The 22,413-nt window shown below is 73.1% G+C and carries 23 protein-coding genes; 7 read left to right on the top strand and 16 right to left on the bottom strand.

What is annotated here, in order from left to right:
• Positions 1 to 6: 6 nt before the first annotated feature.
• From ACEZDG_RS33775 to ACEZDG_RS33765, 3 genes are read right to left on the bottom strand one after another with little or no spacing between them, the layout of a single operon-like run.
• On the bottom strand, positions 7 to 795 hold the full coding sequence (locus tag ACEZDG_RS33775) for a DUF3710 domain-containing protein (RefSeq protein ID WP_380517479.1): 789 nt from the start codon (positions 793 to 795) through the stop codon (positions 7 to 9).
• A gap of 2 nt (positions 796 to 797) precedes the next feature.
• Positions 798 to 1,313, bottom strand: a complete 516-nt coding sequence (dut, locus tag ACEZDG_RS33770) for a dUTP diphosphatase (protein WP_380517476.1) — start codon at positions 1,311 to 1,313, stop codon at positions 798 to 800.
• Positions 1,313 to 1,876 carry a hotdog domain-containing protein gene (locus ACEZDG_RS33765; protein ID WP_380517582.1) on the bottom strand — a complete coding sequence of 188 codons (564 nt, stop codon included), beginning with the start codon at positions 1,874 to 1,876 and terminating at the stop codon, positions 1,313 to 1,315. The genes dut and ACEZDG_RS33765 overlap by 1 nt, the downstream gene beginning before the upstream one ends.
• A 115-nt stretch (positions 1,877 to 1,991) precedes the next feature.
• On the opposite strand from ACEZDG_RS33765, the gene ACEZDG_RS33760 reads away from it, so the two are divergent.
• Positions 1,992 to 2,444, top strand: a complete 453-nt coding sequence (locus tag ACEZDG_RS33760) for a DUF3093 domain-containing protein (RefSeq protein ID WP_380517473.1) — start codon at positions 1,992 to 1,994, stop codon at positions 2,442 to 2,444.
• Here ACEZDG_RS33760 and ACEZDG_RS33755 read toward each other — a convergent pair.
• The 5 genes from ACEZDG_RS33755 to ACEZDG_RS33735 all read right to left on the bottom strand — a co-directional run bounded on the left by ACEZDG_RS33755 (position 2,441) and on the right by ACEZDG_RS33735 (position 7,162).
• Positions 2,441 to 3,385 (bottom strand): hypothetical protein, encoded by a 945-nt coding sequence (locus ACEZDG_RS33755; protein ID WP_380517470.1) that lies wholly within the window; start codon positions 3,383 to 3,385, stop codon positions 2,441 to 2,443. The genes ACEZDG_RS33760 and ACEZDG_RS33755 overlap by 4 nt on opposite strands.
• A gap of 25 nt (positions 3,386 to 3,410) precedes the next feature.
• Positions 3,411 to 3,710, bottom strand: a complete 300-nt coding sequence (locus ACEZDG_RS33750) for a DUF4193 domain-containing protein (protein ID WP_030258984.1) — start codon at positions 3,708 to 3,710, stop codon at positions 3,411 to 3,413.
• A 451-nt stretch (positions 3,711 to 4,161) separates the two neighbouring features.
• Complete coding sequence (locus tag ACEZDG_RS33745) at positions 4,162 to 5,145, bottom strand: acyl-ACP desaturase (protein WP_380517467.1); 984 nt, start codon at positions 5,143 to 5,145, stop codon at positions 4,162 to 4,164.
• A gap of 123 nt (positions 5,146 to 5,268) precedes the next feature.
• Complete coding sequence (locus ACEZDG_RS33740) at positions 5,269 to 6,504, bottom strand: sensor histidine kinase (protein ID WP_380517465.1); 1,236 nt, start codon at positions 6,502 to 6,504, stop codon at positions 5,269 to 5,271.
• Between the two features lie 4 nt (positions 6,505 to 6,508).
• Positions 6,509 to 7,162 carry a response regulator transcription factor gene (locus tag ACEZDG_RS33735; protein WP_380517462.1) on the bottom strand — a complete coding sequence of 218 codons (654 nt, stop codon included), beginning with the start codon at positions 7,160 to 7,162 and terminating at the stop codon, positions 6,509 to 6,511.
• 304 nt (positions 7,163 to 7,466) lie between these two features.
• On the opposite strand from ACEZDG_RS33735, the gene ACEZDG_RS33730 reads away from it, so the two are divergent.
• The gene (locus ACEZDG_RS33730) at positions 7,467 to 7,649 is read left to right on the top strand and encodes a hypothetical protein (RefSeq protein ID WP_380517459.1); all 183 of its coding nucleotides are present in this window, start codon (positions 7,467 to 7,469) and stop codon (positions 7,647 to 7,649) included.
• 160 nt (positions 7,650 to 7,809) lie between these two features.
• On the opposite strand, the gene ACEZDG_RS33725 is transcribed toward ACEZDG_RS33730, so the two are convergent.
• Together ACEZDG_RS33725 and ACEZDG_RS33720 are read right to left on the bottom strand one after the other, a co-directional pair.
• Entirely contained in the window at positions 7,810 to 8,619 is an 810-nt protein-coding gene (locus ACEZDG_RS33725) for an inositol monophosphatase family protein (RefSeq protein WP_380517456.1), read from the bottom strand.
• Positions 8,616 to 9,767, bottom strand: coding sequence for a ferrochelatase (locus ACEZDG_RS33720; protein ID WP_380517453.1), 1,152 nt, complete (start codon positions 9,765 to 9,767; stop codon positions 8,616 to 8,618). The genes ACEZDG_RS33725 and ACEZDG_RS33720 overlap by 4 nt, the downstream gene beginning before the upstream one ends.
• Before the next feature lie 92 nt (positions 9,768 to 9,859).
• Between ACEZDG_RS33720 and ACEZDG_RS33715 the strand changes: the two genes are divergently transcribed.
• Both ACEZDG_RS33715 and ACEZDG_RS33710 read left to right on the top strand, forming a co-directional pair.
• Complete coding sequence (locus ACEZDG_RS33715; RefSeq protein ID WP_380517450.1) at positions 9,860 to 11,098, top strand: MFS transporter; 1,239 nt, start codon at positions 9,860 to 9,862, stop codon at positions 11,096 to 11,098.
• A complete protein-coding gene (locus ACEZDG_RS33710) occupies positions 11,061 to 12,404 on the top strand; it encodes a D-arabinono-1,4-lactone oxidase (protein ID WP_380517447.1) in 1,344 nt (447 codons plus the stop codon). The genes ACEZDG_RS33715 and ACEZDG_RS33710 overlap by 38 nt, the downstream gene beginning before the upstream one ends.
• A gap of 13 nt (positions 12,405 to 12,417) precedes the next feature.
• On the opposite strand, the gene ACEZDG_RS33705 is transcribed toward ACEZDG_RS33710, so the two are convergent.
• The gene (locus tag ACEZDG_RS33705; RefSeq protein WP_380517444.1) at positions 12,418 to 13,122 is read right to left on the bottom strand and encodes a hypothetical protein; all 705 of its coding nucleotides are present in this window, start codon (positions 13,120 to 13,122) and stop codon (positions 12,418 to 12,420) included.
• A gap of 388 nt (positions 13,123 to 13,510) precedes the next feature.
• On the opposite strand from ACEZDG_RS33705, the gene sepH reads away from it, so the two are divergent.
• Positions 13,511 to 14,662 carry a septation protein SepH gene (sepH, locus tag ACEZDG_RS33700; RefSeq protein WP_380517441.1) on the top strand — a complete coding sequence of 384 codons (1,152 nt, stop codon included), beginning with the start codon at positions 13,511 to 13,513 and terminating at the stop codon, positions 14,660 to 14,662.
• A gap of 54 nt (positions 14,663 to 14,716) precedes the next feature.
• On the opposite strand, the gene ACEZDG_RS33695 is transcribed toward sepH, so the two are convergent.
• A complete protein-coding gene (locus tag ACEZDG_RS33695; protein WP_380517438.1) occupies positions 14,717 to 15,574 on the bottom strand; it encodes a sulfurtransferase in 858 nt (285 codons plus the stop codon).
• Between the two features lie 140 nt (positions 15,575 to 15,714).
• Here ACEZDG_RS33695 and ACEZDG_RS33690 point away from each other — a divergent pair, with 140 nt between their 5' ends.
• A complete protein-coding gene (locus tag ACEZDG_RS33690; protein ID WP_380517435.1) occupies positions 15,715 to 16,443 on the top strand; it encodes a VOC family protein in 729 nt (242 codons plus the stop codon).
• Positions 16,444 to 16,450: 7 nt separating this feature from the next.
• Here ACEZDG_RS33690 and ACEZDG_RS33685 read toward each other — a convergent pair whose 3' ends face one another.
• The 4 genes from ACEZDG_RS33685 to ACEZDG_RS33670 form a co-directional block, all read right to left on the bottom strand.
• Positions 16,451 to 17,152: a thymidine kinase gene (locus ACEZDG_RS33685; RefSeq protein WP_380517432.1), complete on the bottom strand. Its 702-nt coding sequence runs from the start codon at positions 17,150 to 17,152 to the stop codon at positions 16,451 to 16,453.
• A 53-nt stretch (positions 17,153 to 17,205) separates the two neighbouring features.
• Complete coding sequence (locus tag ACEZDG_RS33680; RefSeq protein ID WP_380517430.1) at positions 17,206 to 18,387, bottom strand: alkaline phosphatase family protein; 1,182 nt, start codon at positions 18,385 to 18,387, stop codon at positions 17,206 to 17,208.
• Positions 18,388 to 18,439: 52 nt separating this feature from the next.
• Positions 18,440 to 19,030, bottom strand: a complete 591-nt coding sequence (locus tag ACEZDG_RS33675) for a DUF5998 family protein (RefSeq protein ID WP_380517427.1) — start codon at positions 19,028 to 19,030, stop codon at positions 18,440 to 18,442.
• An 81-nt stretch (positions 19,031 to 19,111) separates the two neighbouring features.
• Positions 19,112 to 21,901: a bifunctional acetate--CoA ligase family protein/GNAT family N-acetyltransferase gene (locus ACEZDG_RS33670; protein WP_380517424.1), complete on the bottom strand. Its 2,790-nt coding sequence runs from the start codon at positions 21,899 to 21,901 to the stop codon at positions 19,112 to 19,114.
• 132 nt (positions 21,902 to 22,033) lie between these two features.
• Here ACEZDG_RS33670 and ACEZDG_RS33665 point away from each other — a divergent pair, with 132 nt between their 5' ends.
• The gene (locus tag ACEZDG_RS33665) at positions 22,034 to 22,312 is read left to right on the top strand and encodes an HPr family phosphocarrier protein (protein WP_380517421.1); all 279 of its coding nucleotides are present in this window, start codon (positions 22,034 to 22,036) and stop codon (positions 22,310 to 22,312) included.
• Positions 22,313 to 22,413 lie beyond the last annotated feature (101 nt).

Raw genomic sequence — 22,413 nt, 5'->3', positions numbered from 1 at the left:
CGGACCTCAGCGGACCTCGGTGATCTCGGGACCGCGCTCGAACGGGTTCATCGGGTCGCCGCTGAAACGGTTCTCGGGCGGGGCCGACTGCTGCTGCGGCATCCCGTCCGCGACCATCTGGGCGTCCTCGGGGAGCTTCAGCACGATCGGGTCGCGGGGCGCCATCGGCGTTTCGCCGCGGACCACCACGGTCTCCCGGAACACCTGCTCGAGGACCCCGGCGGACTCCGGCTGCACCGCGGCCTGGCCGGAGATCACCCCGCGCAGGAACCAGCGCGGCCCGTCGCAGCCGACGAAGCGCACCACCTGCTCACCGCGGGCGCCGTCCGGGAGCGCCACCGGGACCTGGGCCACCAGGCCCCAGCCCAGCGGGCCCTCCTCGGTCTCGACGATGCCGCCCTGCTCGGTGATCCCGGAGGCGATCTCGTCCCTGACCTCGCCCCAGATGCCCTCGGACTTGGGGGCGGCGAAGGCCTGCAGCTGAATGGCACTGCTGCCGAGGACCAGGGTCGCCGCGACGATGGAGTCGCCGGCCACCTCCACCCTCAGCTCCATGCCCTCGACACCGGGCACCAGCAGACCGCCCAGGTCCACCCGGCCCTCCGCGGCGTCCTCCACCTCGGTGGAGTCCCAGGGGCCGTCAGGACGCGGCGCGGGCGGAAGCCCCACCCGGTCGTCCTCGGCGTCGTCCTCCTCCACGGAGTCCACACCTGCGATGTCCTCGCTGTCCTCAAGGGCTTCCGAGCCCTCGAACTGGTCGACAGCGTCCTCGCTCTTGGCGCGACGACGGAACACGGTCACTGTCCTTCCCGGTCGGGTACCGAAGAGATTTCCTGCCCGGCCGCCGGAATGCTAACCGCGGCATGGCCGCCCGTCGACCCGAAGCCACCGATGGCACGCGCCGACCCCGGAAGTTCCGCCACCTCGTGGAAACGGACCTTCTCGACCCGCTGGACGACCAGCTGGGCGATCCGGTCCCCGCGGTGGAAGACCACCCGCTCGCGCGGGTCGAGGTTGACGACGATCACCTTGATCTCACCACGGTACCCGGCATCCACCGTTCCTGGGGCATTCACCAGGGCGAGACCGCAGCGGGCGGCGAGTCCGGAGCGCGGGTGGACGAAGGCGGCGTAGCCGTCCGGCAGCGCGATGGCCACGCCGGTCGGCAGCACGGCCCGCTCACCGGGCTCCAGAACGGCGTCCACCGTGGTCAGCAGGTCGGCCCCGGCGTCGCCCGGGTGGGCGTAGCGCGGAGCGGGGAGTTCCGGATCCAGTCGCCGCAGCAGGACGTCGACGGGATGGTTGGCAGTCACTAGGGATTCACCTCGAAGGCACGGGCACGCTTGAAGAGGTCGGGGTTCTCCATGGCCGCCTTGATGTCCTCGGGACGGCCGTGGGTGGTGAAGTGGTCCAGTTCCACCTGGACGAAGAGCGCGTACGCCGATATCGCGAGCGGCCCGTCCGGGCCTTCGAGCCGGCCCTCGCCCCGGCAGTAGATCTTCCGCCCGGCGACCGCCTCGACCCAGGTGTGGATCGACAGGGTCGCGCCGACCGGCACCGGGCGGACGAAGTCCGTCTCCAGCCGCGCGGTCACCGAGGCGGTGTGCAGCAGCCAGTTCAGCGTCCCCAGCGCGTCGTCCATCGCCGCGACCAGCACCCCGCCGTGGGCCAGTCCCGGGCCGCCCTGGTGCGCCTGCCCCACCGTGAACTCGGCGAACACCTCGACCCCGGGGCCGGCCGTGGCGGCCAGGTGCAGCCCGTGCGGCTGCTGCGGACCGCAGCCGAAGCAGTGCTCGTAGTGCGGGTCGATCAGCGTCCCCGGCGCCGGGGCCTCGGGGTGCCGGACCGGGGCGGAGGCGTCCGGCGGCGGGGTCAGCGAGGGGCGGGCGGAGTGCGTGGTCACGGACCGGACATTACAGAACTTCACGCGCGGAGGCCGAACCGGCGACCCCTGTGCGGGGCCGCCGCGGAGCGCGCGGACAATGGGAGCCATGTACGACGAACGCCTCACGGCTCCGCTCACCTGGTGGCTGTTCCCCGCGGGCAGCGGGCTGTCATTCGGGCTCATCTTCTACCTGTTCGGGGCGGTGCCTGGGCTGCTGGCGCTGATGGCCGGCGCGGCCGTCGGCGCGGTCCTGCTGAGTTCCTACGGTTCGGTCCGGATCCGGGTGGTGCAGGGGCTGCTGGTGGCCGGCGACGCCCGGATCCCGGTCGAGGCGCTGGGGGCGGCCGAGCCGCTGGACCGCGCCGAGGCCTTCCTCTGGCGCACCCGCAAGGCGGACGCCCGGGCGTTCATGCTGCTGCGGGCCTACATCCCCACCGCGCTGAAGGTGGAGGTGACCGACCCGCAGGACCCGACGCCCTACCTCTACCTGTCGACCCGTGACCCGGAGGGGCTGGCCGCCGCGCTGGAGACGGCCAGGCAGGGCCTACTGGCGGCCTAGCCCTCCACCGCCTCGCCCTTCACCGCCTCGCCCTTGATCGTCCTGCCCTTGGCCCGGCCGCCCTCGACCGCCCTGGCCGGGGCCGCCGCCGCCCAGTAGCCCGGCTCGGCCGGGGGGCGGCCGCGCAGGTCGCGGCGGATCTCCTGGGCCAGCTTCGCGGTGTCCCTGCGGTTGACCACGGCGCCGGCCACCGCGCCCACCATCATCGGCGTCAGCGACGGCAGTTTGCGCAGCCCGCTGCGGGTCAGCCGCTTGCGCAGCTGCTGCCGGAGCTCCTTGCCCGCGCCCAGGGCCACCAGCGTGGTCGGCTTGGACAGGTCGAGCCCGCGCCGCTGCGACCAGACCGACAGGTACGCGCCGGTGCGCTGGGACACGCTGCCGCCGACCGGCTGGCCGTAGACCTCGTAGAGCTCGGCGATCATCTTGATCTCGATCGCGGCGACGGCCAGCAGCTCACCGGCGATCTCCACCGCCATCGCCGGCGGGACCGGGAGCATGGCCGCGGCGCCGACGCCGGCGCCCACGGAGGCGGACGCCTTCACGGCGCCCGAAGTGATGTTGTCCGCGAGGTCCTCGGCGACCCGCGCGCCCGGGTGCTGGGCGCGCAGCGTGCGCAGGTCGCGGACCGGGATGCGCGGGACCGCCTCCGTCAGGCGGTCCACAAGGCGCAGGGCGCCGTCCTTGGTGGTGCTTCCCACCAGGGAGGCACCCTTGGTCCAGCCGGCGCCCAGACTGCCCTTGAGAGCGCCTGCGAGCGAGGCCATCCTGCGGCCCCGCTCGCCCTGAGGGACGGAGTCCGCCGGAGCGGATCCGTCCCATGCCTCCAGCTCGGCGGCGATGCGGGCGAGTTCGTCCGCGGTGCCGTCGGCCGGTGCTGCGTCGGCGACCGGTCGGCCGCCGTTCTTCGACTCGTCGTTGTCTCGCTGTCGGAACGGCCTCATAAGGACCTCCCTACCCCGAAACGCGTCAGGCCGCGCAGTCCCGGCAGATCGGGTTGCCGTTCTTCTCACTCGCCAGCTGGCTCCGGTGGTGCACCAGGAAGCAGCTCATGCAGGTGAACTCGTCGGCCTGACGGGGCAGCACCCGGACGGAGAGCTCCTCATTGCTGAGGTCCGCCCCGGGCAGCTCGAGGCCTTCGGCCGCTTCGAATTCGTCGACGTCGACCGAGCTGGTCGACTTCTCGTTCCTTCGGGCCTTCAGTTCCTCGATGCTGTCCTCGTTGAGGTCGTCATCGGTCTTGCGCGGGGTGTCGTAGTCAGTAGCCATGTCGCGGGCCCCCTTCGGGTGTCTGCGGGTATCTCCAGCGCAGGTAACGCGCGGGAAGCCGGACTTGTGCCCGACCCGAGGGCGAGATTTTGCCTTACTTCAAGCCCTGTTACTCAATCGACACCCGTACCGACCCCCAAAGGGGTGATCGCGGGTACGTTCGGGCGCGCTGAGCGGGCCGGCCGTGATGCGGCTTCCCTGGCTACTTACCGTGATCATGACCATGGGAAACCTGCCCGGGGGCGCACCTCGACCCCAAGCACCCCAAGGAAACCACAGGAACAGGGCGGGACCCTCATCCGCAGCCGCGGACGACACTGCGTGACCGAAAAGCAGAGGGCCGCCCGGGGCCGTCGACCGGAACCGATCGACGGAACGCGTGATTTGTGACGTTAGTCACAGTTCTGAAAAGTCCAGACTTACCGGTACATAGCCGGAAGGAATCTATGGCTCAGCTGTTCGCGCGCTGCTCCGCGGCGGCGGCGCGGCGGGCCAGCAGGGCCGCCCTGCGCTCGTCGAAGCGGGTCGCCTGGGCGTCCAGTCCGGCCAGGTACATCCCCAGCTCCTGCTGGGCCTGCAGGCCGTCCGGACCGAGCCCGGAGACGTCCATCACCTTGAGGTTGCGCAGCACCGGCTGCAGCACGTCGTCGTGGTGGATCCGCAGGTTGTAGATCCCGCCGATGGCCATCTGGGCGGCGGCGCGCTCGAAGCCGGGCATCCCGTGGCCCGGCATCCGGAAGCCGGTCACCACGTCCGCGACGGCGCGCATGGCCTGGTCCGGGGCGATCTCCAGGGCGGCCTTCAGCATGTTCCGGTAGAAGACCATGTGCAGGTTCTCGTCGGTGGCGATCCGGGCCAGCATCCGGTCGCAGACCGGGTCGCCGGAGTTGTGGCCGGTGTTGCGGTGCGAGATCCGGGTGGCCAGTTCCTGGAAGGCGACATAGGCCACCGAGTGCAGCATCGAGTGGTTGTTGTCCGACTCGAAGCCCTCCGCCATGTGCGTCATCCGGGCCCGCTCCAGCGCCACCGGGTCGACCGCCCGGGTGGTCAGCAGGTAGTCCCGCATCACGATGGCGTGCCGGCCCTCCTCGGCGGTCCACTGGTGCACCCAGGTGCCCCAGGCGCCGTCGCGGCCGAACATGGTGGCGATCTCGTGGTGGTAGCTGGGGAGGTTGTCCTCGGTGAGCAGGTTGACCACCAGCGAGATCCGGCCGATCTCGGTGACCGGCGACTGGTCCACGGCCCAGGCGGTGCCGCCCATCAGCCCGTCGAAGTCCCGGCCCCGGCTCCACGGCACGTAGTCGTGCGGCATCCACTCCTTGGCGACGCCGAGGTGGCGGTTGAGCTCGCGCTCGACGACCTCCTCCAGCGCGTGGATGAGCTGAGCGTCGCTCCACGTGGCGGAGCCGGAAGTGCGGGAGGGGGCGATGGTCACGGCATCCAACTCTCGGTACGGCATTCACCTACGCCTCCGTAGGTTACGCCACCGTAGGTTGTGAACGCGACTGCTGGCAAGAGCTGTCGTCACAGGTGAGAACCGCATAAGGAACGGCGCGGCTCACCCTGCGGGGATGCGCACCCGCATGGTGAGGCCGCCCTCGGGGCGGGGGGAGGCCTCGATGACGCCTCCGTGCGCGCGGGTGACCGAGCGGACGATGGACAGTCCGAGGCCCACGCCCTGGTCGCTGCGGGTCCGCTCCTTGCCCTTCACCCGCCGGAACGGCTCGAAGATGTGCTCCAACTCATAACCGGGCACCATCGGGCCGGTGTTGGAGACGACCAGTTCCCCGGCCCCGTCCACCATCCCGACCGAGACCTCGACCCAGCCGTCCTCGGGCTGGTTGTAGCGCACCGCGTTCTGGATCAGGTTGAGCGCGATCCGCTCCAGCAGCACCCCGTTCCCGGCCACCACGGCCGGCTCGAGCACGCTGGTCAGCCGCACCCCCTGGGCGTTCGCCTCGGCCCTGGTCTGCTCCAGCGCCTGCCTGGCCACCTCGGCCAGGTCCACCGGGCGGCGGTCGGTCAGCTCGTTCTCGCTGCGGGCCAGCAGCAGCAGGCCCTCGACCAGCTGCTCGCTGCGCTTGTTGGTGGCCAGCAGGGTCTTGCCCAGCTGCTGCAGTTCCTCGGACGCGGCCGGGTCCGCGAGCTGCACTTCCAGCACGGTGCGGTTGATCGCCAGCGGGGTGCGCAGCTCGTGCGAGGCGTTGGCGACGAACTTGCGCTGCGACTCGAACGAGCGGTCGAGCCGCTCCAGCATCTCGTCGAAGGTGTCGGCCAGCTCCTTGAGCTCGTCGTCCGGGCCGTCCAGCTTGATCCTGCGGTGCATGTCGGAGCTGACCACCTGGCGGGCGGTGCGGGTGATCCGGCCGAGCGGGCTGAGCACCCGGCCGGCCATGGCGTAGCCGAAGGCGACGGCCAGGATCAGCAGGGCTATCAGGGCGCTGGTCGACTTGAGCACCAGGGTGTGCAGGGCGGCGCTGGTGTGCTGCTGCTGGTACGCGGTGATGTAGGCGTCGAACTGGTCCCCGGTCAGCGGGATCCCGCCGACCTCGGCGGTGACCCCGCTGCCCACGGTGATCTTCGGGACCTGGGTGGCCAGGTTGAACGCCTGGTCCACCCAGACGTACATCACCAGCACCAGGATCAGCCCGGCCAGCAGGAACATCCCGCCGTAGAACATGGTCAGCCGGATCCGCAGGGTCGGCCGGAACGGCAGCAGCGAGGAATGCGGCTCGTAGTCGGCGCCGGAGTCCGCGCCGGAGTCGGAGTCGGGGTGGGGGTCGGATGCGGCCACGGTCTCAGATCCGGTAGCCCGAGCCGGGCACGGTGATGATCACCGGCGGCTCGCCCAGCTTGCGGCGCAGCGTCATCACGGTGACCCGGACCACATTGGTGAACGGGTCGGTGTGCTCGTCCCAGGCCTTCTCCAGCAGCTGCTCGGCCGACACCACTCCGCCGTTGGAGCGCAGCAGCACCTCGAGCACCGCGAACTCCTTGGGGGCGAGGGCGACCGGCTTGCCGTCCCGGAGCACCTCGCGGCGGCCCGGGTCCAGGCTGATCCCGGCCCGCTCCAGCACCGGCGGCAGCGGGGTGGTGGCCCGCCGGCCGAGGGCGCGCACCCGGGCGACGAGTTCGCTGAAGGCGAACGGCTTGGGCAGGTAGTCGTCCGCCCCGAGCTCCAGGCCCTCGACCCGGTCGCTGATGTCGCCGGAGGCGGTCAGCATCAGCACCCGGGTGGCCAGGCCCTCCTCGACGATCTTCCGGCACACGTCGTCGCCGTGGACCAGGGGGAGGTCGCGGTCGAGCACGACCACGTCGTAGTCGTTCACCGCCACCCGGTCCAGGGCGGCCTGGCCGTCGTAGACCACATCCACTGCCATGGCCTCACGCCGGAGGCCGGTGGCGACGGCATCGGCGAGCAACTGCTCGTCCTCGACCACAAGTACCCGCAACGCAGTGGTCCTTTCAGGAGTACACCCGTGCGGCATCCCTGCTGGGACACCGTTCACGTGGCTCCATCCTGCCTCCTCGGCCGGTAAAGCAGCAGTAAGCAGGCGTGCGCGGGGCGCTGGAAACCTGGATGGAATTACCAGGATTGCCGAGGTTTCCCGCGCTGCGGGCGTGGGGAGGACGCTCTGTACACCCGCGATCACGCTTGCGCCGCAACGCGAGCTCGCACCCGCCCGTTCCGTGCGACCGTCCGCACCGGGCTCCCGCCCGGGGTCGAACGAAACAAGAGCAAGGGGGTCTTGCCTCATGGACGCCTTCACCGCCGGCATCCTTCAGCGCATAAGGAACGCCGAGATGGACCTGCACCGCGCCCAGGAGTCGGGGGACGACTTCCTGGCCGAGGTGGAGCAGTCCGAACTCGACGACCTGCACCGACTCGCCTCGGATCACGGCATCTCGGTGTCGCAGCCGGAAGCCCACGCCGCCTGAGCCCTGCCCGGGCCGGACGCCACCCCGTCACCCACCCTCACACCTACCCTCGCCCCTACCTCTGATCAGCGCGATGCCCCGGACAGCAGGACCCGTCCGGGGCGTCCTGGTGTCCGGGCCTTTTCTCCGGGGCCTTTTCGGGCCTGCTCCGGCCGCGCCCTCAGTCGTGCCAGGCGCCCAGTTCCTCCAGGGCCTGCTGCAGCAGTTCGAACAGGCCTGCGGGGGCGGCCACGGTCAGCTCGTCCGAGGCCGGGGCGCCGGGACGGCCGCCGGCGAGCGCGCCCGCCTCGGTGACGACCAGGACGCCGGCCGCGTGGTCCCAGGGGTGCAGGCCGCGCTCGTAGAAGCCGTCCAGGCGGCCGATCGCGACATCGCAGAGGTCGATCGCGCCGGAGCCCGCGCGGCGGATGTCGCGGAACCTCGGGATCAGCTCGCGCGCCACGGCCGCCTGCCGCACCCGGCGCTCGCGGAGGTAGCCGAAGCCGGTGCCGATCAGTGCCTGCGCCATCTCGGGCGCCGGGCCGCGCCGCAGTTGACGCCCGTTCAGAAAGGCGCCGGCGCCGCGGACGGCGTGCAGGGTCTCGGCCCGCGGCGGCACCTCGACCACCCCGACCAGGGTCTCCCCGTCCAGTTCGGCGGCGATGCTGACGCACCAGGTGGGCAGCCCGTAGAGGTAGTTGACGGTCCCGTCCAGCGGGTCGATCACCCAGCGCACCCCGCTGCGGCCGGTGCTGGCCGCGCCCTCCTCGCCGAGCAGGCCGTCGTCCGGACGGCGGCTCATGATCAGCTCGGTGATCAGCTTCTCGGCGGCCAGGTCCATCTCGGTGACCACGTCGACCGAGCTGGACTTGGTCGCGGCCACCCCGAGGTCGGCCGGACGGCCGTCGCGGAGCAGGGCGCCGGCCCGGCGGGCGGCCTCCAGCGCGAGGTCGAGGAGTTCGGCGGTCAGCTCTGCGGTGGGTTCGGTCACGGCTGGTCCTTCCAGTCTTCGCCGGCGGCGGCCGGCAGGGCCGATCGGGCAGCGGGGCAGCAGTCGGTGGGGCAGAGGTCGTGGCTGGGGCCCAGCGCGCCGAGCGCGCAGCGCTCCGGGCGCTCACCGCGTGCGCTCGCGGCGCGTTCGAGCACCAGGTCGCGCACGGCCGCGGCGAAGCGCGGGTCCGCGCCGACCGTACGGGCCCGGGAGACCGGCAGGCCGAGCGCCTCCGCCTGCTCCTTCGCCTGGGTGTCGAGGTCGTAGACGACCTCCATGTGGTCGGAGACGAAGCCGATCGGCACCATCACCACCGCCGGGGCCCCAGCGGCGTGCACGGCGGCCAGGTGGTCGCCGATGTCCGGCTCCAGCCAGGGTGTCTGCGGGGAGCCGCTGCGGCTCTGGTAGACCAGCTCCCAGGGCCGCCCGGCGACCCCGGTCGCCTCGGCGACGGCCTCGGCGACCAGCCGGGCGGTCTCCAGGTGCTGCGCCACATACGCCCCGCCGGGCCTGCCTCGGGCCGGATCCCCGGGGGCGCCCGAGGTGTCCGCCAGCGCACTGGGGATCGAGTGGGTGGTGAACGCCAGCCGCGCGCCGTCCCGCACGCCCTCGGGCAGTTCGGCCAGCGCGGCCAGAGTGTGGTCGACCATCGGCCGGACGAAGCCGGGGTGGTTGTAGAAGTGCCGCAGCTTGTCCAGCCGCAGCCCGGCCGCGCCCGGCGCCCCCTCCTCGCGCAGCTGGGTCAGCGCGGCGGCCAGGTTCTCCCGGTACTGCCGGCAGCCGGAGTAGTTGGCGTAGGCGCTGGTCGCCAGCACCAGCACCCGGCGGTGGCCGTCCGCGGCGAGCTCGCGCAGGGTGTCGACCAGGTACGGGGCCCAGTTCCGGTTGCCCCAGTAGACCGGCAGGTCGATCCCCTGCTCGGCGAGGTCCTTGCGCAGGGCGTCCAGCAGCACCCGGTTCTGGGCGTTGATCGGGCTGACTCCGCCGAACCGGAAGTAGTGCTGCCCGACCTCGGCCAGCCGTTCGCGCGGGATGCCGCGCCCCCGGGTGACGTTCTCCAGGAAGGGCACCACGTCCTCGGGGCCCTCGGGGCCGCCGAAGGAGAGCAGCAGCAGGGCTTCGTACGGTCTGGTGGGTGCGTCGGACATGGGTCCGATCCTGCCACCACCGGGTGGACGGGAAACTGATTGACCCTGCCCGTAAGCTGTGAAAGTTATTGACATCCCTTACGGAGTGACCCGTGCTGTCCACCTACCGCCGGATCTTCGCCGCCCCCGGGAGCCTGGCCTTCTCAGCCGCCGGCTTCGTCTCCCGGATGCCGCTCTCGATGACCGGCATCGGCATCGTCACCATGCTGTCGACCCTGCGCAGCGACTACGGCCTGGCCGGCGCCGTGTCGGCGACCCTGGCCCTGTCCGCCGCCGGGCTCGGCCCGCAGGTGTCCCGGCTGGTCGACCGCTTCGGGCAGACCCGGGTGATCCTGCCCGCCACCGGGATCACCGTGGCGGCGATGGGGGTGCTGCTGCTCTGCGCCCGCTTCGACGCGCCCGCCTGGACCCTGTTCGTGTCCGCCTCGGTGGCCGGCTGCATGCCGAGCATGGGCTCGCTGGTGCGGGCCCGCTGGGCGCTGCTCTACCGGGGCTCGCCGCTGCTGCACACCGCCTACTCCTTCGAGTCGGTGGTGGACGAGGTCATCTTCATCATCGGCCCGATCCTCTCGATCGGGCTCTGCACCGCGGTGTTCCCCGAGGCCGGACCGCTGGTCGCGACCGCGCTGCTGGCCCTCGGCGTGCTGCTGTTCGCCACCCAGCGGCGGACCGAGCCGCCGCTGCACTCCCGGGCCCAGCGCACCCCCGCGTCGGCGCTGCGCACCCCCGGGCTGTGGGTGCTGGTGCTGACCTTCGTCGGGGTGGGCGCCATCTTCGGCTCGGTGGACGTGGTGACCGTGGCCTTCGCCGACCACCTGCACCACAAGGCGCTGTCCAGTGTGGTGCTGTCCGTCTACGCCCTGGGGTCCTGCGCCGCCGGGCTGGTCTTCGGCACCCTGAACCTGCGCGGGCCGCTGTCCAGGAGGTTCCTGCTGGGGATCCTCACCATGGCGGTGAGTATGCTGCCCCTCCTATTCGTGAAGAACCTCGTGGCCCTGGCGGCGGCACTGTTCGTCGCCGGGCTGTCCATCTCCCCCACCATGGTCACCACCATGGGGCTGGTGGAACGGATCGTCCCCGCCTCCAAGCTCACCGAGGGGATGACCTGGACCACCACGGGCCTCGCCGTCGGCGTGGCCCTCGGCTCCTCGGCGGCGGGCTGGGTGGTGGACGGTGCGGGGGCGGCGTCGGGCTACTGGGTGACAGTGGGCGCGGGCTGCTTCTCCGCGGTCGCGGCGTTCCTCGGGTCACGTCGGCTCAGGTCGGCACCGGAACAGCAGCAGGAGCGTGCAGATGTCGACGACGACCAGTGGCAGCACCAACCCGGGTAGCACCGGCGGTCCGGTGCTCTGGAGCAACTGGGCGGGCAACCAGACCGCCCGGCCGCGCCGCAGCGTCGCCCCGGCCACCGTCGAGGAGCTGGCCGCGGCGATACGGGGCGCGGCCGAGGACGGCCTGCCGGTGAAGGCGGTCGGCAGCGCGCACTCCTTCACCGCGATCGCCGCGACCGACGGCCTGCTGGTGCGGCCGGACCGGCTGACCGCGATCCGGGAGATCGACCACAAGGGCGGCACCGTCACCGTCGAGTCCGGCCTGCCGCTGGAGAAGCTGAACCTGCTGCTGGAGCATGCCGGGCTGGCGCTGACCAATATGGGCGACATCATGGTGCAGACCGTCGCCGGGGCGACCAGCACCGGCACCCACGGCACCGGACGCAGCTCCGGCTCCACGGCCGCGCAGATCAGGGCGCTGGAGATCGTGCTCGCCGACGGCACGGTGACCCGGTGCTCGCCGACCGAGAACGCCGAGCTGTTCGCCGGCGCCCGGCTCGGCCTGGGCGCGCTGGGCGTGGTCAGCGCGATCACCTTCGGGGTGGAGCCGGCCTTCCGGCTCACCGCGCACGAGAAGCCGATGCCCTTCGACGAGGTGGTCGGGCGGTTCGAGGAGCTGGCGACCGAGAACGAGCACTTCGAGTTCTACTGGTTCCCGCACACCGACGGCTGCTCCACCAAGCGCAACAACCGCAGCGAGGGCCCGGCCGCGCCGCTGCCGCCGTTCCGCAAGTGGCTGGACGACGAGTTCCTGTCGAACACCGTCTGGGAGGGCGCCTGCCGGATCGGGCGGCGGGTCCCGGCCGCGATCCCCGGTATCGCGAAGATCGCCAGCAAGGCCTGGTCCGAGCGCACCTACACCGACACCTCCTACAAGGTCTTCACCAGCCCGCGCCGGGTGCGCTTCGTCGAGATGGAGTACGCGGTGCCGCGGGAGGCCGCGACCACGGTGCTGCGCGAGCTGAAGGCCCTGGTGGAGCGCTCCGACTGGCGGATCAGCTTCCCGGTCGAGGTGCGGGTCGCCCCCGCCGACGACCTCTGGATGTCCACCGCCAACGAGCGGGACACCGCGTACATCGCGGTGCACCTCTACCGGGGGACCGCGGACCAGGGCTACTTCACCGAGGTGGAGCAGATCATGACGGCGCATCAGGGCCGCCCGCACTGGGGCAAGCTGCACACCCGCGACGCCGAGTACCTGGCCGGGGTGTACCCGCACTTCGGCGAGTTCACCGCGCTGCGGGACAAGGTCGACCCGGAGCGCCGGTTCGGCAACGACTACCTGCGCCGGGTGCTCGGGTCCTGACGTCCCGTCGGGTTCAGGGGCTGGGCGGCGGGCTCGCGGGGGCCGTGCTCCCGGCGCTCGCGGACGGGGTCGGCGTCGCGCCGGTCCCGGTCGCGGTGGGCTCCGGCGCGGTACTGGCGCTCGACGGGGCGGACGGGGGCGCGGTGGTCCCGCTGCCCGCCCCCGCGCCCGCCCCCGGCGTGCCGCTCGGGTCGGGTACGGACGAGCCGCCGGACCGGCCGGGATCCGGCGTCCGGGCCGGGTCCGCGGCCCCTCCGCCGGCCGAGCCGCCCCAGGAGGTGCCGCTGCCTGGCTCGTTTCTGACCACGGCCGCCAGCGGTTTGCCCGCGACCAGCTCCACCACCGTCACCGCGCCCATGGCCAGGGCGAACACCAGTCCGACGATCAGGGCGTAGCTCTTCCACCCCTTGGGCCGGATCCGGCTGCTGCTCCGATAGGTGCCGACCGACTCGCCCGGTGGCGACGACGGGGCGGTGGCCGCCGGGACCCGGCTGCGGATCTGCTCGCCGGTGCGCCGGAAGAGGTGCTGGAAGACCGCCCCGCCGATGGTCGCCCCGATGCTCACCACGGCGGCGCCGGCGATCGTCCCGTACACCCCGAGTTCCGAGGCGAGGATCGCCGCGACCACCGCCGCGAGCGCGCTCGCCAGGACCTGGATCAGGCTGAGATCGAGCGACCTACGCTTGGATGTTCGGCCTGCCTGGTCCAGATCCTCCATCAATGCCCCTCTATACAGTCTTTTTTCCCTCTTACACGAGGTACGACCGTTCGAGGGAGCGAGAGGTTCCAGCCAGGCAGAAGGTGTGAAGATGATCACCGTCCGCCGGTCGGTGGTCCGCCATCGGAGTGGCGACCCTTGAGAATCCAGTGATTCAGGGGAGACTTGAGCCGCGAGCCGCACCACCCGGATGCCACGAATGGAGTACTGTTCGTGGAGCCCGACTGCGGGCCATCTCGGCGTGCCGTTCTCACGACCAGCACGAACAAAATGATTACCGTCCCAAAACGGTGAGTCGCGGATAGGGGCCGACGCACCGGGTAACTCTGCAATGTTGTGGTCCGCCGCCCGTCGGCAGGCCACACTCGTTACGGGAGCAGCGACGCAGGTGACGTCGGCAGGCACCACCCGGGAGGTAACCGTGCCCGAACTGCGTGTCGTGGCTGTCAGCAATGACGGCTCACGACTGGTGCTCAAGGCCGCCGACTCGACGGAATACTTCCTTCCGATTGATGAGCGGCTGCGCGCCGCCGTGCGCGGCGACCGCCCCCGGCTGGGGCAGATCGACGTCGAGAGCCACCTCCGTCCGCGCGACATCCAGGCCCGGATCAGGGCAGGCGCCAGCGCCGAGGAGGTCGCCCAGCTCGCCGGGATCTCGGTCGAGCGGGTCCGCCGCTTCGAGGGCCCGGTGCTGGCCGAGCGCGCCTTCATGGCCGAGCGCGCCCGCAAGACCTCGGTGCGCCGCCAGGGCGAGAGCACCGGTCCCCAGCTCGGTGACGCGGTGGCCGAACGGCTGCTGCTGCGCGGCGCCGAGAAGGACAGCGACAGCTGGGACTCCTGGCGCCGCGAGGACAACACCTGGGAGATCGTGCTGCTGTTCCGGGTCGGCGGCCAGCCGCAGCAGGCCCGTTGGACCTACGACCCGCCGCGCCGGCTGGTGCAGCCGCTGGACGACGAGGCGCGCTCGCTGATCGGCGAGAGCCCGCAGCGGGTCGAGGAGGAGCCGACCTTCCCGTTCGTGCCGCGGATCGCCCGGCTGCCCGGAGCCGACCGGGGGATGGGCATGCGCCCGATGGCCCCCGAGCGGCCCCCGACCCGTCCGGCCGTGCCCGGCGCCGGGGTGGACCGGATGGCCGTCGACCGGATGACGGTGGACCGGGTCGCCCCCGACCGCCTCTCGCCCGACCGCCTGACTCCCGACCGGACGCCCGAACGCCCGGCCGAGCCCCCCGCCGTGCCCGCGGCGGAGGCCCGTGAGTCGCTGACCAGCCTGCTGGACGTACCGCCGCAGCCGTCGGCGCCGCCCGCGGAGGAACCGGACCTGGCCGCCGAGCAGGCCGAACCCCCGGCCGCCGCCGTCGGCGCGGGCTCCGCGTACGCGGACATCCTGATGCCGCGGGCCACCGCGCCGCACCGGGACCGGCTGATCGGCAGCACCGACCGGCAGGCCGAGGCCGACGGCGTACGGCCCGGACGCCGCGCCGCGGTGCCCAGTTGGGACGAGATCGTGTTCGGTACCAGGCGCAAGAAGCAGGAATAGGCACAGCCAGTGAGGTGAGGGGCCGCCCCGGTCGGGCGGCCCCTCACCCGCGTCTCAGCCCCGGTCGGGGCCGGTCGCGGCCGGGCGGTCGGGCTGCCCGGACCACTCGCTCCAGGAGCCCGGGTAGAGCGCCCCGCCGTCGATCCCGGCCAGGTGCAGCGCCAGCAGCTCGTGCGCCGCGGTCACCCCGGAGCCGCAGTAGACGCCGAGCTGCTCCGCACCGGGCTTCACCCCGAGCGCGGCGAAGCGCTCGGCGAGCTCCGCCGCGGGCCGGAAGCGCCCGTCCGGCCGGAGGTTGTCCATGGTCGGGGCGCTGACCGCGCCCGGGATGTGGCCGGCCCTGGGGTCGATCGGCTCGACCTCGCCCCGGTAGCGCTCACCCGCGCGGGCGTCGAGCAGCAGTCCGGTCCTGGCCAGCGCGGCGGCCTGGTCGGCGTCCAGGGTCGGCAGCGCGCCCGGGGCCGGGACGAAGCCGCCCTGCTCGGCGGCCGGGGCCCGCTGCTCCAGCGGCAGCCCAGCGGCGGTCCAGGCGGCCAGGCCGCCGTCGAGCACCCGCACCCGCCGGTGCCCGGCCCAGCCCAGCAGCCACCAGGCGCGGGCCGCCGCGGCGGCGCCGCCCGCGTCATGGACCACCACCTCGCGGTCGGCGTCCACCCCGGCCCGGCGCAGGGCCGCGCCGAGCACCTCCGGGTCCGGCAGCGGGTGCCGGCCGGCCGGCCCCGCGGCGGCGGCGAGGTCGGCGTTCATGTCGATGTAGTGCGCGCCGGGGATGTGCCCCTTGGCGTACTCCTCAGCGCCGGGCGGGCCGCCGAGCTGCCAGCGGACGTCGAGGACGGCGGGCGGACGCGGCCCGGCCAGGGCGGTGGCCAGCTGGCCGGGGCTGATCAGAGTGGCTGTGTCCATGGAGGTCATTCTGTCGTGTCGCGCGGTAGCCGGTGCGCGGGACGGAGGTTGATGGCAGCATCGGCTGAGTACTCCGACAGCTCTCCGACACCCAGGGAGGCCCTGTGTCCGCCCCAGGACCGCGGCATGCCCAGGGGACGCCCTGCTGGGTGAGCCTGACCGCCCGCGACCTCGGCACCGCCGAGCGCTTCTACGGCTCGCTGCTCGGCTGGGACTTCATCCCCGGGACGCAGGAGCTGGGCCCGTATCTGCGGGCCGTGGTGGGCGGCCTGCCGGTGGCCGGGATCGGCGTGATGGAGGCCGGGACCGGGATGCCGGTGGACTGGATCACCTACTTCGCCGCCGACAGCGCCGACGAGGCGGCCCACCGGGTCCGGGCCAACGGCGGAACGATGGCGCTGGGACCGCTGGACTCCGAGAAGGCCGGACGGCTGGCCCTGGCCGCGGACCTGGACGGGGCCGTCTTCGGCATCTGGGAGGCCCGTGAGCACCCCGGATGGGCGCTGCAGCACCAGCCGGGCGCGGTCGCCTGGAGCGAGCTGGCGACCACCGGCGCACGCCGCGCCGGGAACTTCTACGAGGGGGTGTTCGGCTCCGCCGCGGTCCGCTCGGACTCGGCCAGGGTGGAGCGGAACCAGGACATGGTGGTGCTCACCGTGGGCGGGCGCCGGGTGGCCGGAATCCGACAGGTGCCGCAGCTGGACGACCGGCCGCGCTGGCGGATCCTGTTCGCGGTCGGCTCGGTGGACGAGGTGGCCGCGCGGGCCCCCGGCCTCGGCGGCAGCGTGGAACAGCCCCCGGCCGACACCCCGTACGGCCGGACCGCGCTGCTGCGGGACCCGGAGGGCGGGCCGTTCGGCATCGTCCGGATGAGCTGACGGTGCGTCAGCCGGTCTTCTGGGCCTCGAACTTCTGGGCCTCGAAGGGGAGCACGTCCGGAGAGAGGGCGCCGGCCCCCGAGCTGGCCGCCGTCATCCGGCGCCGGTGGTGCCTGCGGCACAGCACCTCGTAGCCGACCACGTCGTCCTGCTCCTCCTTCTCCGCGCCGGCCTTCTCCGCGGCCACGTCGCCGACCACCACCTGCGCTCCCTCGACCACCATCACCCCGCCGACCGTGCGGGCGTTGTGGGTGGCCCGGGCGCCGCACCAGCAGAGCGCCTGGACCTGCAGCACCTCGACCCGGTCGGCGAGCTCGATCAGCCGCTGGGAGCCGGGGAACAGCCGGGTGCGGAAGTCGGTGGTGATGCCGAAGGTGAAGACGTCCACGCCCAGGTCGTCGACGACCCGGGCCAGCTGGTCCACCTGCTCGGTGGTGAAGAACTGGGCCTCGTCGCAGATCAGGTAGTCGCAGCGACCGCCCGCCGACAGCTCGGCCACCACATGGGCGTGGAAGTCCAGGCCGTCGCCGACCTCGACCGCCCGGGTGGCCAGGCCCAGCCGGCTGGAGAGGGTGGCCGCGCCGGCCCGGTCGTCGCGGGTGAAGATCAGCCCCTGCCGACCCCGCGCGCTGTGGTTGTGGTCCATCTGGAGGGCGAGGGTGGACTTTCCGCAGTCCATCGTCCCGGAGAAGAAGACCAGCTCAGCCATGAGATGCGCGCGTACCTTTCAAGCGGGGACAGGGAGTTGGACGGGGTTGCGGATCAGCGGCGGACTTCGAGCAGCGGGACCAGCTGCTCCACCGGGGTCATCGAGCCGTGCAGGCCGACCATCGCCGACTCGCCCGGTTCGCGCCGGGTGGCGATCACCGCCATGTCCTCCTTGGCGGCGGCGACCACGTCGCCGATCCGCTCGTACACCCGCGGGTCGACCTCGGGGCCGAACCAGCCGGCCTCGATCGCCTGGTCCCGGGTGGCGATCCACATCTGCTCGCCGAGGACCTCGCTCCAGACCGTGAACACGTCCTGGGCGGCGCCGTCCACGGCGTAGACGTGCCGGGCCCGGCCCTCGCCGCCGAGCAGCAGCACCCCGGCCCGCAGTTCGGCGTCCTCGTCGAAGTCGACCCGGTCCTCCGGGGCGATGTCGATCATGCCGTGGTCGGCGGTGACGTAGAGCGCGGAGCGGGGCGGGAGCTGGTCGGCGAGGCGCTGGGCCAGCCGGTCCACCATCATCAGCTGGCCGCGCCAGGCATCGGAGTCCACCCCGTAGCGGTGCCCCATGCCGTCCAGCTCGCTGTAGTACGTGTAGACCAGGCTGCGGTCGGCACTGGCCAGCCGGTCGGCGGCGAGATCCATCCGCTCCTCGCCGGGGAGGCGGCCGAGGAAGCTGCCGCCGGAGAGCGCCACCTCGGTGAGCGGGGTGTACTCGAACTTGGGCGAGGACACCTGATAGGTCGCCACACCGGCGCGTTCGGCCAGCCGGAACACGGTCGGGTAGGGCTGCCAGCTGCGCGGGTTGACATGCGGCTGCCAGCGGAGCTGGTTCATCAGCCGCCGCTCGCCCGGCATCCGCACGGTGTACCCGGCCAGGCCGTGCCGCCCCGGCGGCAGTCCGGTGCCCACCGAGGCCAGGCTGCTCGCGGTGGTGGCCGGAAAGCCCGCGGTGATCGGCAGGCCGCTGCCGCCGAGCGAGCTCGGGAGCAGCGAGTTGAGGAACGGCGCCTCGGCCGGGTGCGCGCGCAGCAGCTCCCAGCCAAGGCCGTCCACCAGGAAGACGCAGACCCGGTCCGCGGGCGGCAGCACCAGACCGGTCGGCGGCAGTTCCGGCAGGTCCGCCGAGGTCATGCCGAGGCCGCGGGCCACCGCGGGCAGCAGGTCGGAGAGGGCGGCGCTGCCGTACGCCGGGGCGGGCGCGGCGGCAGGATCGAGCACGATGGGGAGTGTCATGGGGTCTTCACTGGAGGCGGCGGGGGGACACGGCGGTGCAGCACGGGCGGGGTCAGGCCCCGGCCGCCACCGTGGCCTCGGACAGCGCGTGCGCGAAGGTCAGCGCCTGCTGGACGGTCTCCGGGCCGTCCCCGGCCTCGCTGACCCGCAGCGACAGGTCGTCGGCGGTGGAGGAGCCGGTGTAGCCGTGGTCCGCCTCGCAGTTGGGGTCGCCGCAGGCGGCGGGCTCCAGGTCGATCCGGGACACCGCGCCCCAGCCGATGGTCAGCACCACCTCGCGCGGCAGCTGGCCCCGGGTGTACGTCTCCGGGTTGGCGACCACCCGGCTGACCACGACCGACGAGATCCGGTCGATCCGCACGCTCTCGGTGGAGGTGGTCGCGTACGGCACCGGCGAGCTGTCGTCGGCGCCCTGCTCGTCGGTGTGGCTGACGATGAAGCGGCCCTCGGTGAGGACCAGCACGGTGACGTGCCGGCGCACCTCGTTGGCGTCGAAGGTGGTCTCCTGATGGACCATGAAGGCGGAGACGGGCTCGGCCCCGACAGCGGACTCGACCGCTTCGATGACGAGGGTCGGGTAGTAGCCGCTGCGCTCGATCGCGGAGCGCAGCCCCTGGGTGGTGGTCATACCGGTCTTCGCCATGACTCCATCCTGGCACGTACCGGTGACAGCGTGCGCCACCGTTCCCCGCACGGTTCCCCGCGCGCGTCCTGACGGTCGCGGTCAGCCGAGGGCGCGGGGGCCGAGGTCGGTGCGGGCCGGGAGGTGGGCCAGCCGGACGGTCGCGCCGAGGACGGCCAGGCCGTGCGGGGCGACCACCACGGGTTCCAGCGACACCGCGGCGACCTCGGGGATGTCGTCGACCAGCTGGGACACCCGCAGCAGCAGTTCCTCCAGCGCGCCGGTGTCCACCGGCTCCGCGCCGCGCCAGCCGAAGAGCAGCGGCGCGGCCCTGATCTCCCGGACCAGTCCGGCCACATCGCGGTCGGTGGCCGGGATCAGCCGGTGCGCCAGGTCGCCCAGCAGCTCGGAGGCGGCCCCGGCCAGGCCGAAGGAGAGGATCGCGCCGACGGCGGGGTCGACCGTCGCGGAGACGGTGGTGTCCACCCCGCGCGGGGCCATCGGCTGGACCACCAGGCGGGCGTCCGGGCCGAGCAGCGCGGTGGTCTCCTGGTGCGCCCGCAGCAGCTCGGCCTCGCTGGTGAGGTCCAGCCGGACCGAGCCCAGGTCGGGCCGGTGCCGCAGGCTGGGGCTGGTCGCCTTGAGCGCGACCGGGTAGCCGAGGGTGCGGGCGGCCAGCACGGCGGCGGCCCGGTCGGCGGCGGGCAGGGTCCGCTGCAGGGCGATGCCGTAGTGGGCGAGCAGGGCGGCTGCCGCCGCCTCGTCCAGGGTCACTTCGGGGGCGGCGGCGAGGGCGGACGCCACCTGGCGGCGGGCCGGGCCCTCGGCGATGCCGTCGAGCTCGGGGATCCGCCCGGCCTCGGCGTTGTCGCGGCGCCAGGCCGCGTGCCGGGTGGCGTGGGCGAGGGCCCGTACCGCGCGTTCGGGGCGGGGGTAGGCGGGGACCCGGGCGGTGAGCCGGGCGGCCAGGTCGGGCAGGGCGAGATGGATCAGCAGCAGCGGTTTGCCCGCCGCGTTGGCCCGTTCCGCCGCCGCGCCCAGCGCCTCGGCGAACGGCGCGAACGGCTCCCCGCCGCCGTCGGCCCCGGCCGGGGCGTCCGCGCCGGCGGAGGCCGAGGCGGACGCGGAGAGCAGGCCGGAGCCGGGGAAGTGCGGCAGCGCGCCCGCGCCGATCGGGGGGATGACCACGGCGATCACCGTGTCGCTGTCCGGGCGGTCGATCGCGGCACTGAGGCCGCCGCTGAAGTCCTCCGGGGTGGCGCTGGTGGTCAGGTCGTGCGGCAGCAGCGGTCGCAGGCCGGCGCTGAGCGCGGCGTCATGGGTGAGCAGGCCGAGCGAGTCGGAGTTGCCGACGATGGCGATCCGGTCGCCCGGCGGCAGCGGCTGGTGGGCCAGCAGGTCGGCGGCGTCGTAGAGCTCGGTGATGGTGTCCACCCGCAGCACCCCGGCCTGCTGGAACAGGGTGTCCACGGTGCGGTCGTCGATCCGGGTGAGCGCGGCGGCATGGCCGGCCGGGATGCTGCCGGTGTGCCGGCCGCCCTTGATCACCACCACCGGCTTGGCCGCGGCGACCCTGCGGGCGATCCGGCTGAACTTGCGCGGGTTGCCGAAGGACTCCAGGTAGAGCAGCACCACCCGGGTGGCCGGGTCCTCCTCCCAGTACTGGAGCAGGTCGTTGCCGGAGACGTCGGCGCGGTTGCCGGCCGAGGCGAAGCTGGACAGTCCGAGGCCGCGCCGGTGCGCGGCCTCCAGCAGCGCCGCGCCGATCGCGCCGGACTGGCTGAACACCCCCAGCGGCCCGGCGGCCGGCAGCTGCGGCGAGAGCGAGGCGTTCAGCCGGACCGCGGGGTCGGTGTTGAGCAGGCCGAAGGCGTTGGGGCCGATCACCCGCATCCCGGCCGCCCGGGCCTGCCGGACCAGGTCGCGCTGCCGGGCCCGTCCCTCGATGCCGGTCTCGGCGTAGCCGGCCGTGACCACCACCAGGCCCTGCACCCCGTGCGCGCCGCACTCCGCGACCACGGCCGGGACCTGCGCCGAGGGCACGGCGACCACGGCCAGGTCGACCGGGTGCGGCAGCTCGCCGAGGCTCGCCCGCAGCGGTACCCCGTCCAACTCGGTGAGCTCCCCCGCGTTGCGGTTGACCGCCTGGATCCGGCCGGTGAACCCGGCCGCGAGCAGATTGCGCAGGACGCTGCGGCCGACGCCGCGCGGGTCGCGTCCGGCGCCGACCACCGCGACCGAGCCGGGGGCCAGCAGCCGCTGGGTGGACTGCGCCTCGGCCCGGTGCTCGCGGGCGCGCATCACCGCGAGGGACTGCTCGGTGGGCTCCAGGTCCAGCTCGAAGTGCGCCACCCCGTCGGCGAAGCTGCGGTGCTGGGTGTAGCCGGCGTCGGTGAAGACCTTGCCCATCTTCCGGTTGTCCGGCAGCACCTCGGCGATGAAGCGGCGGATGCCGCGCTCGCGGGCGACCGCGGCGATGTGCTCCAGCAGCGCGGAGGCGACCCCGCGGCCCTGGTGCGCGTCCTGGACCAGGAACGCCACCTCGGCGTCGGTGCTGTCCTCGCTGGGACGGCCGGTCCCGTCGATCCGGTCGAACCGCACCGTGGCGATGATCTCGTCGCGGACCAGGACCGCCAGGCCGACCCGGTTGACGTAGTCGTGGTGGGTGAACCGGCGGACGTCGCGGTCGGAGAGCCGGGGGTAGGGGGCGAAGAAGCGGTAGTACTTCGACTGGTCCGAGACATCGGTGTAGAAGGCGACCAGCCGGCCCGCGTCGTCCGGGGTGAGCGGGCGGATCCGGGCGGTGCCGCCGTCGCGCAGCAGGATGTCCGCCTCCCAGTGGGAGGGGTAGCTCGGGCTCGCACCGGGTGCGGTGTCCTGCGTGTCGGTCACCTGGTCACAGTACGACGCCGGGGTGCGGGCGGCTCCGGGTGCGGGCGGCTGCGGGGCGGGGCAAGGTGGGCGCAGGGCCCCGGCCCGTCCTTCCGCGCCGTCCGAAAGGCGCCGTCCGAAAGGCATCGCACCATGGCTGAACGCCGCGTCACCATTGGCTGGCCCGAGGGCCTGCACGCCCGTCCCGCCTCCGTCTTCGTCCGCGCGGCCAGTGCCGTCGGCGTCCCGGTGACCATCGCCAAGGCCGGCGGCGCCCCGGTGAACGCCGCCTCGATGCTGGCGCTGCTCGGCCTGGGCGCGGAGGGCGGCGAGGAGGTCGTGCTGGCGTCCGACGCCGAGGGCGCGGACGCCGCGCTGGACCGGCTGGCCAAGCTGGTCGGCGAGGGCCTGGACGAACTGCCCCCGGCCTAGGGTCTGTCCGGCCGGACGGACCCTGAGGGACTTGACCCGCGGGGCGCCGCGCTGCGAGCGTGCCGCGTGGCGGTGCGACGAGGCGCCGTCCGGGAGGAGAG

This window comes from Streptacidiphilus alkalitolerans, assembly GCF_042511045.1.
Taxonomy (GTDB): domain Bacteria; phylum Actinomycetota; class Actinomycetes; order Streptomycetales; family Streptomycetaceae; genus Streptacidiphilus; species Streptacidiphilus alkalitolerans.
This window is presented reverse-complemented; position numbering and strand designations above follow the sequence as displayed.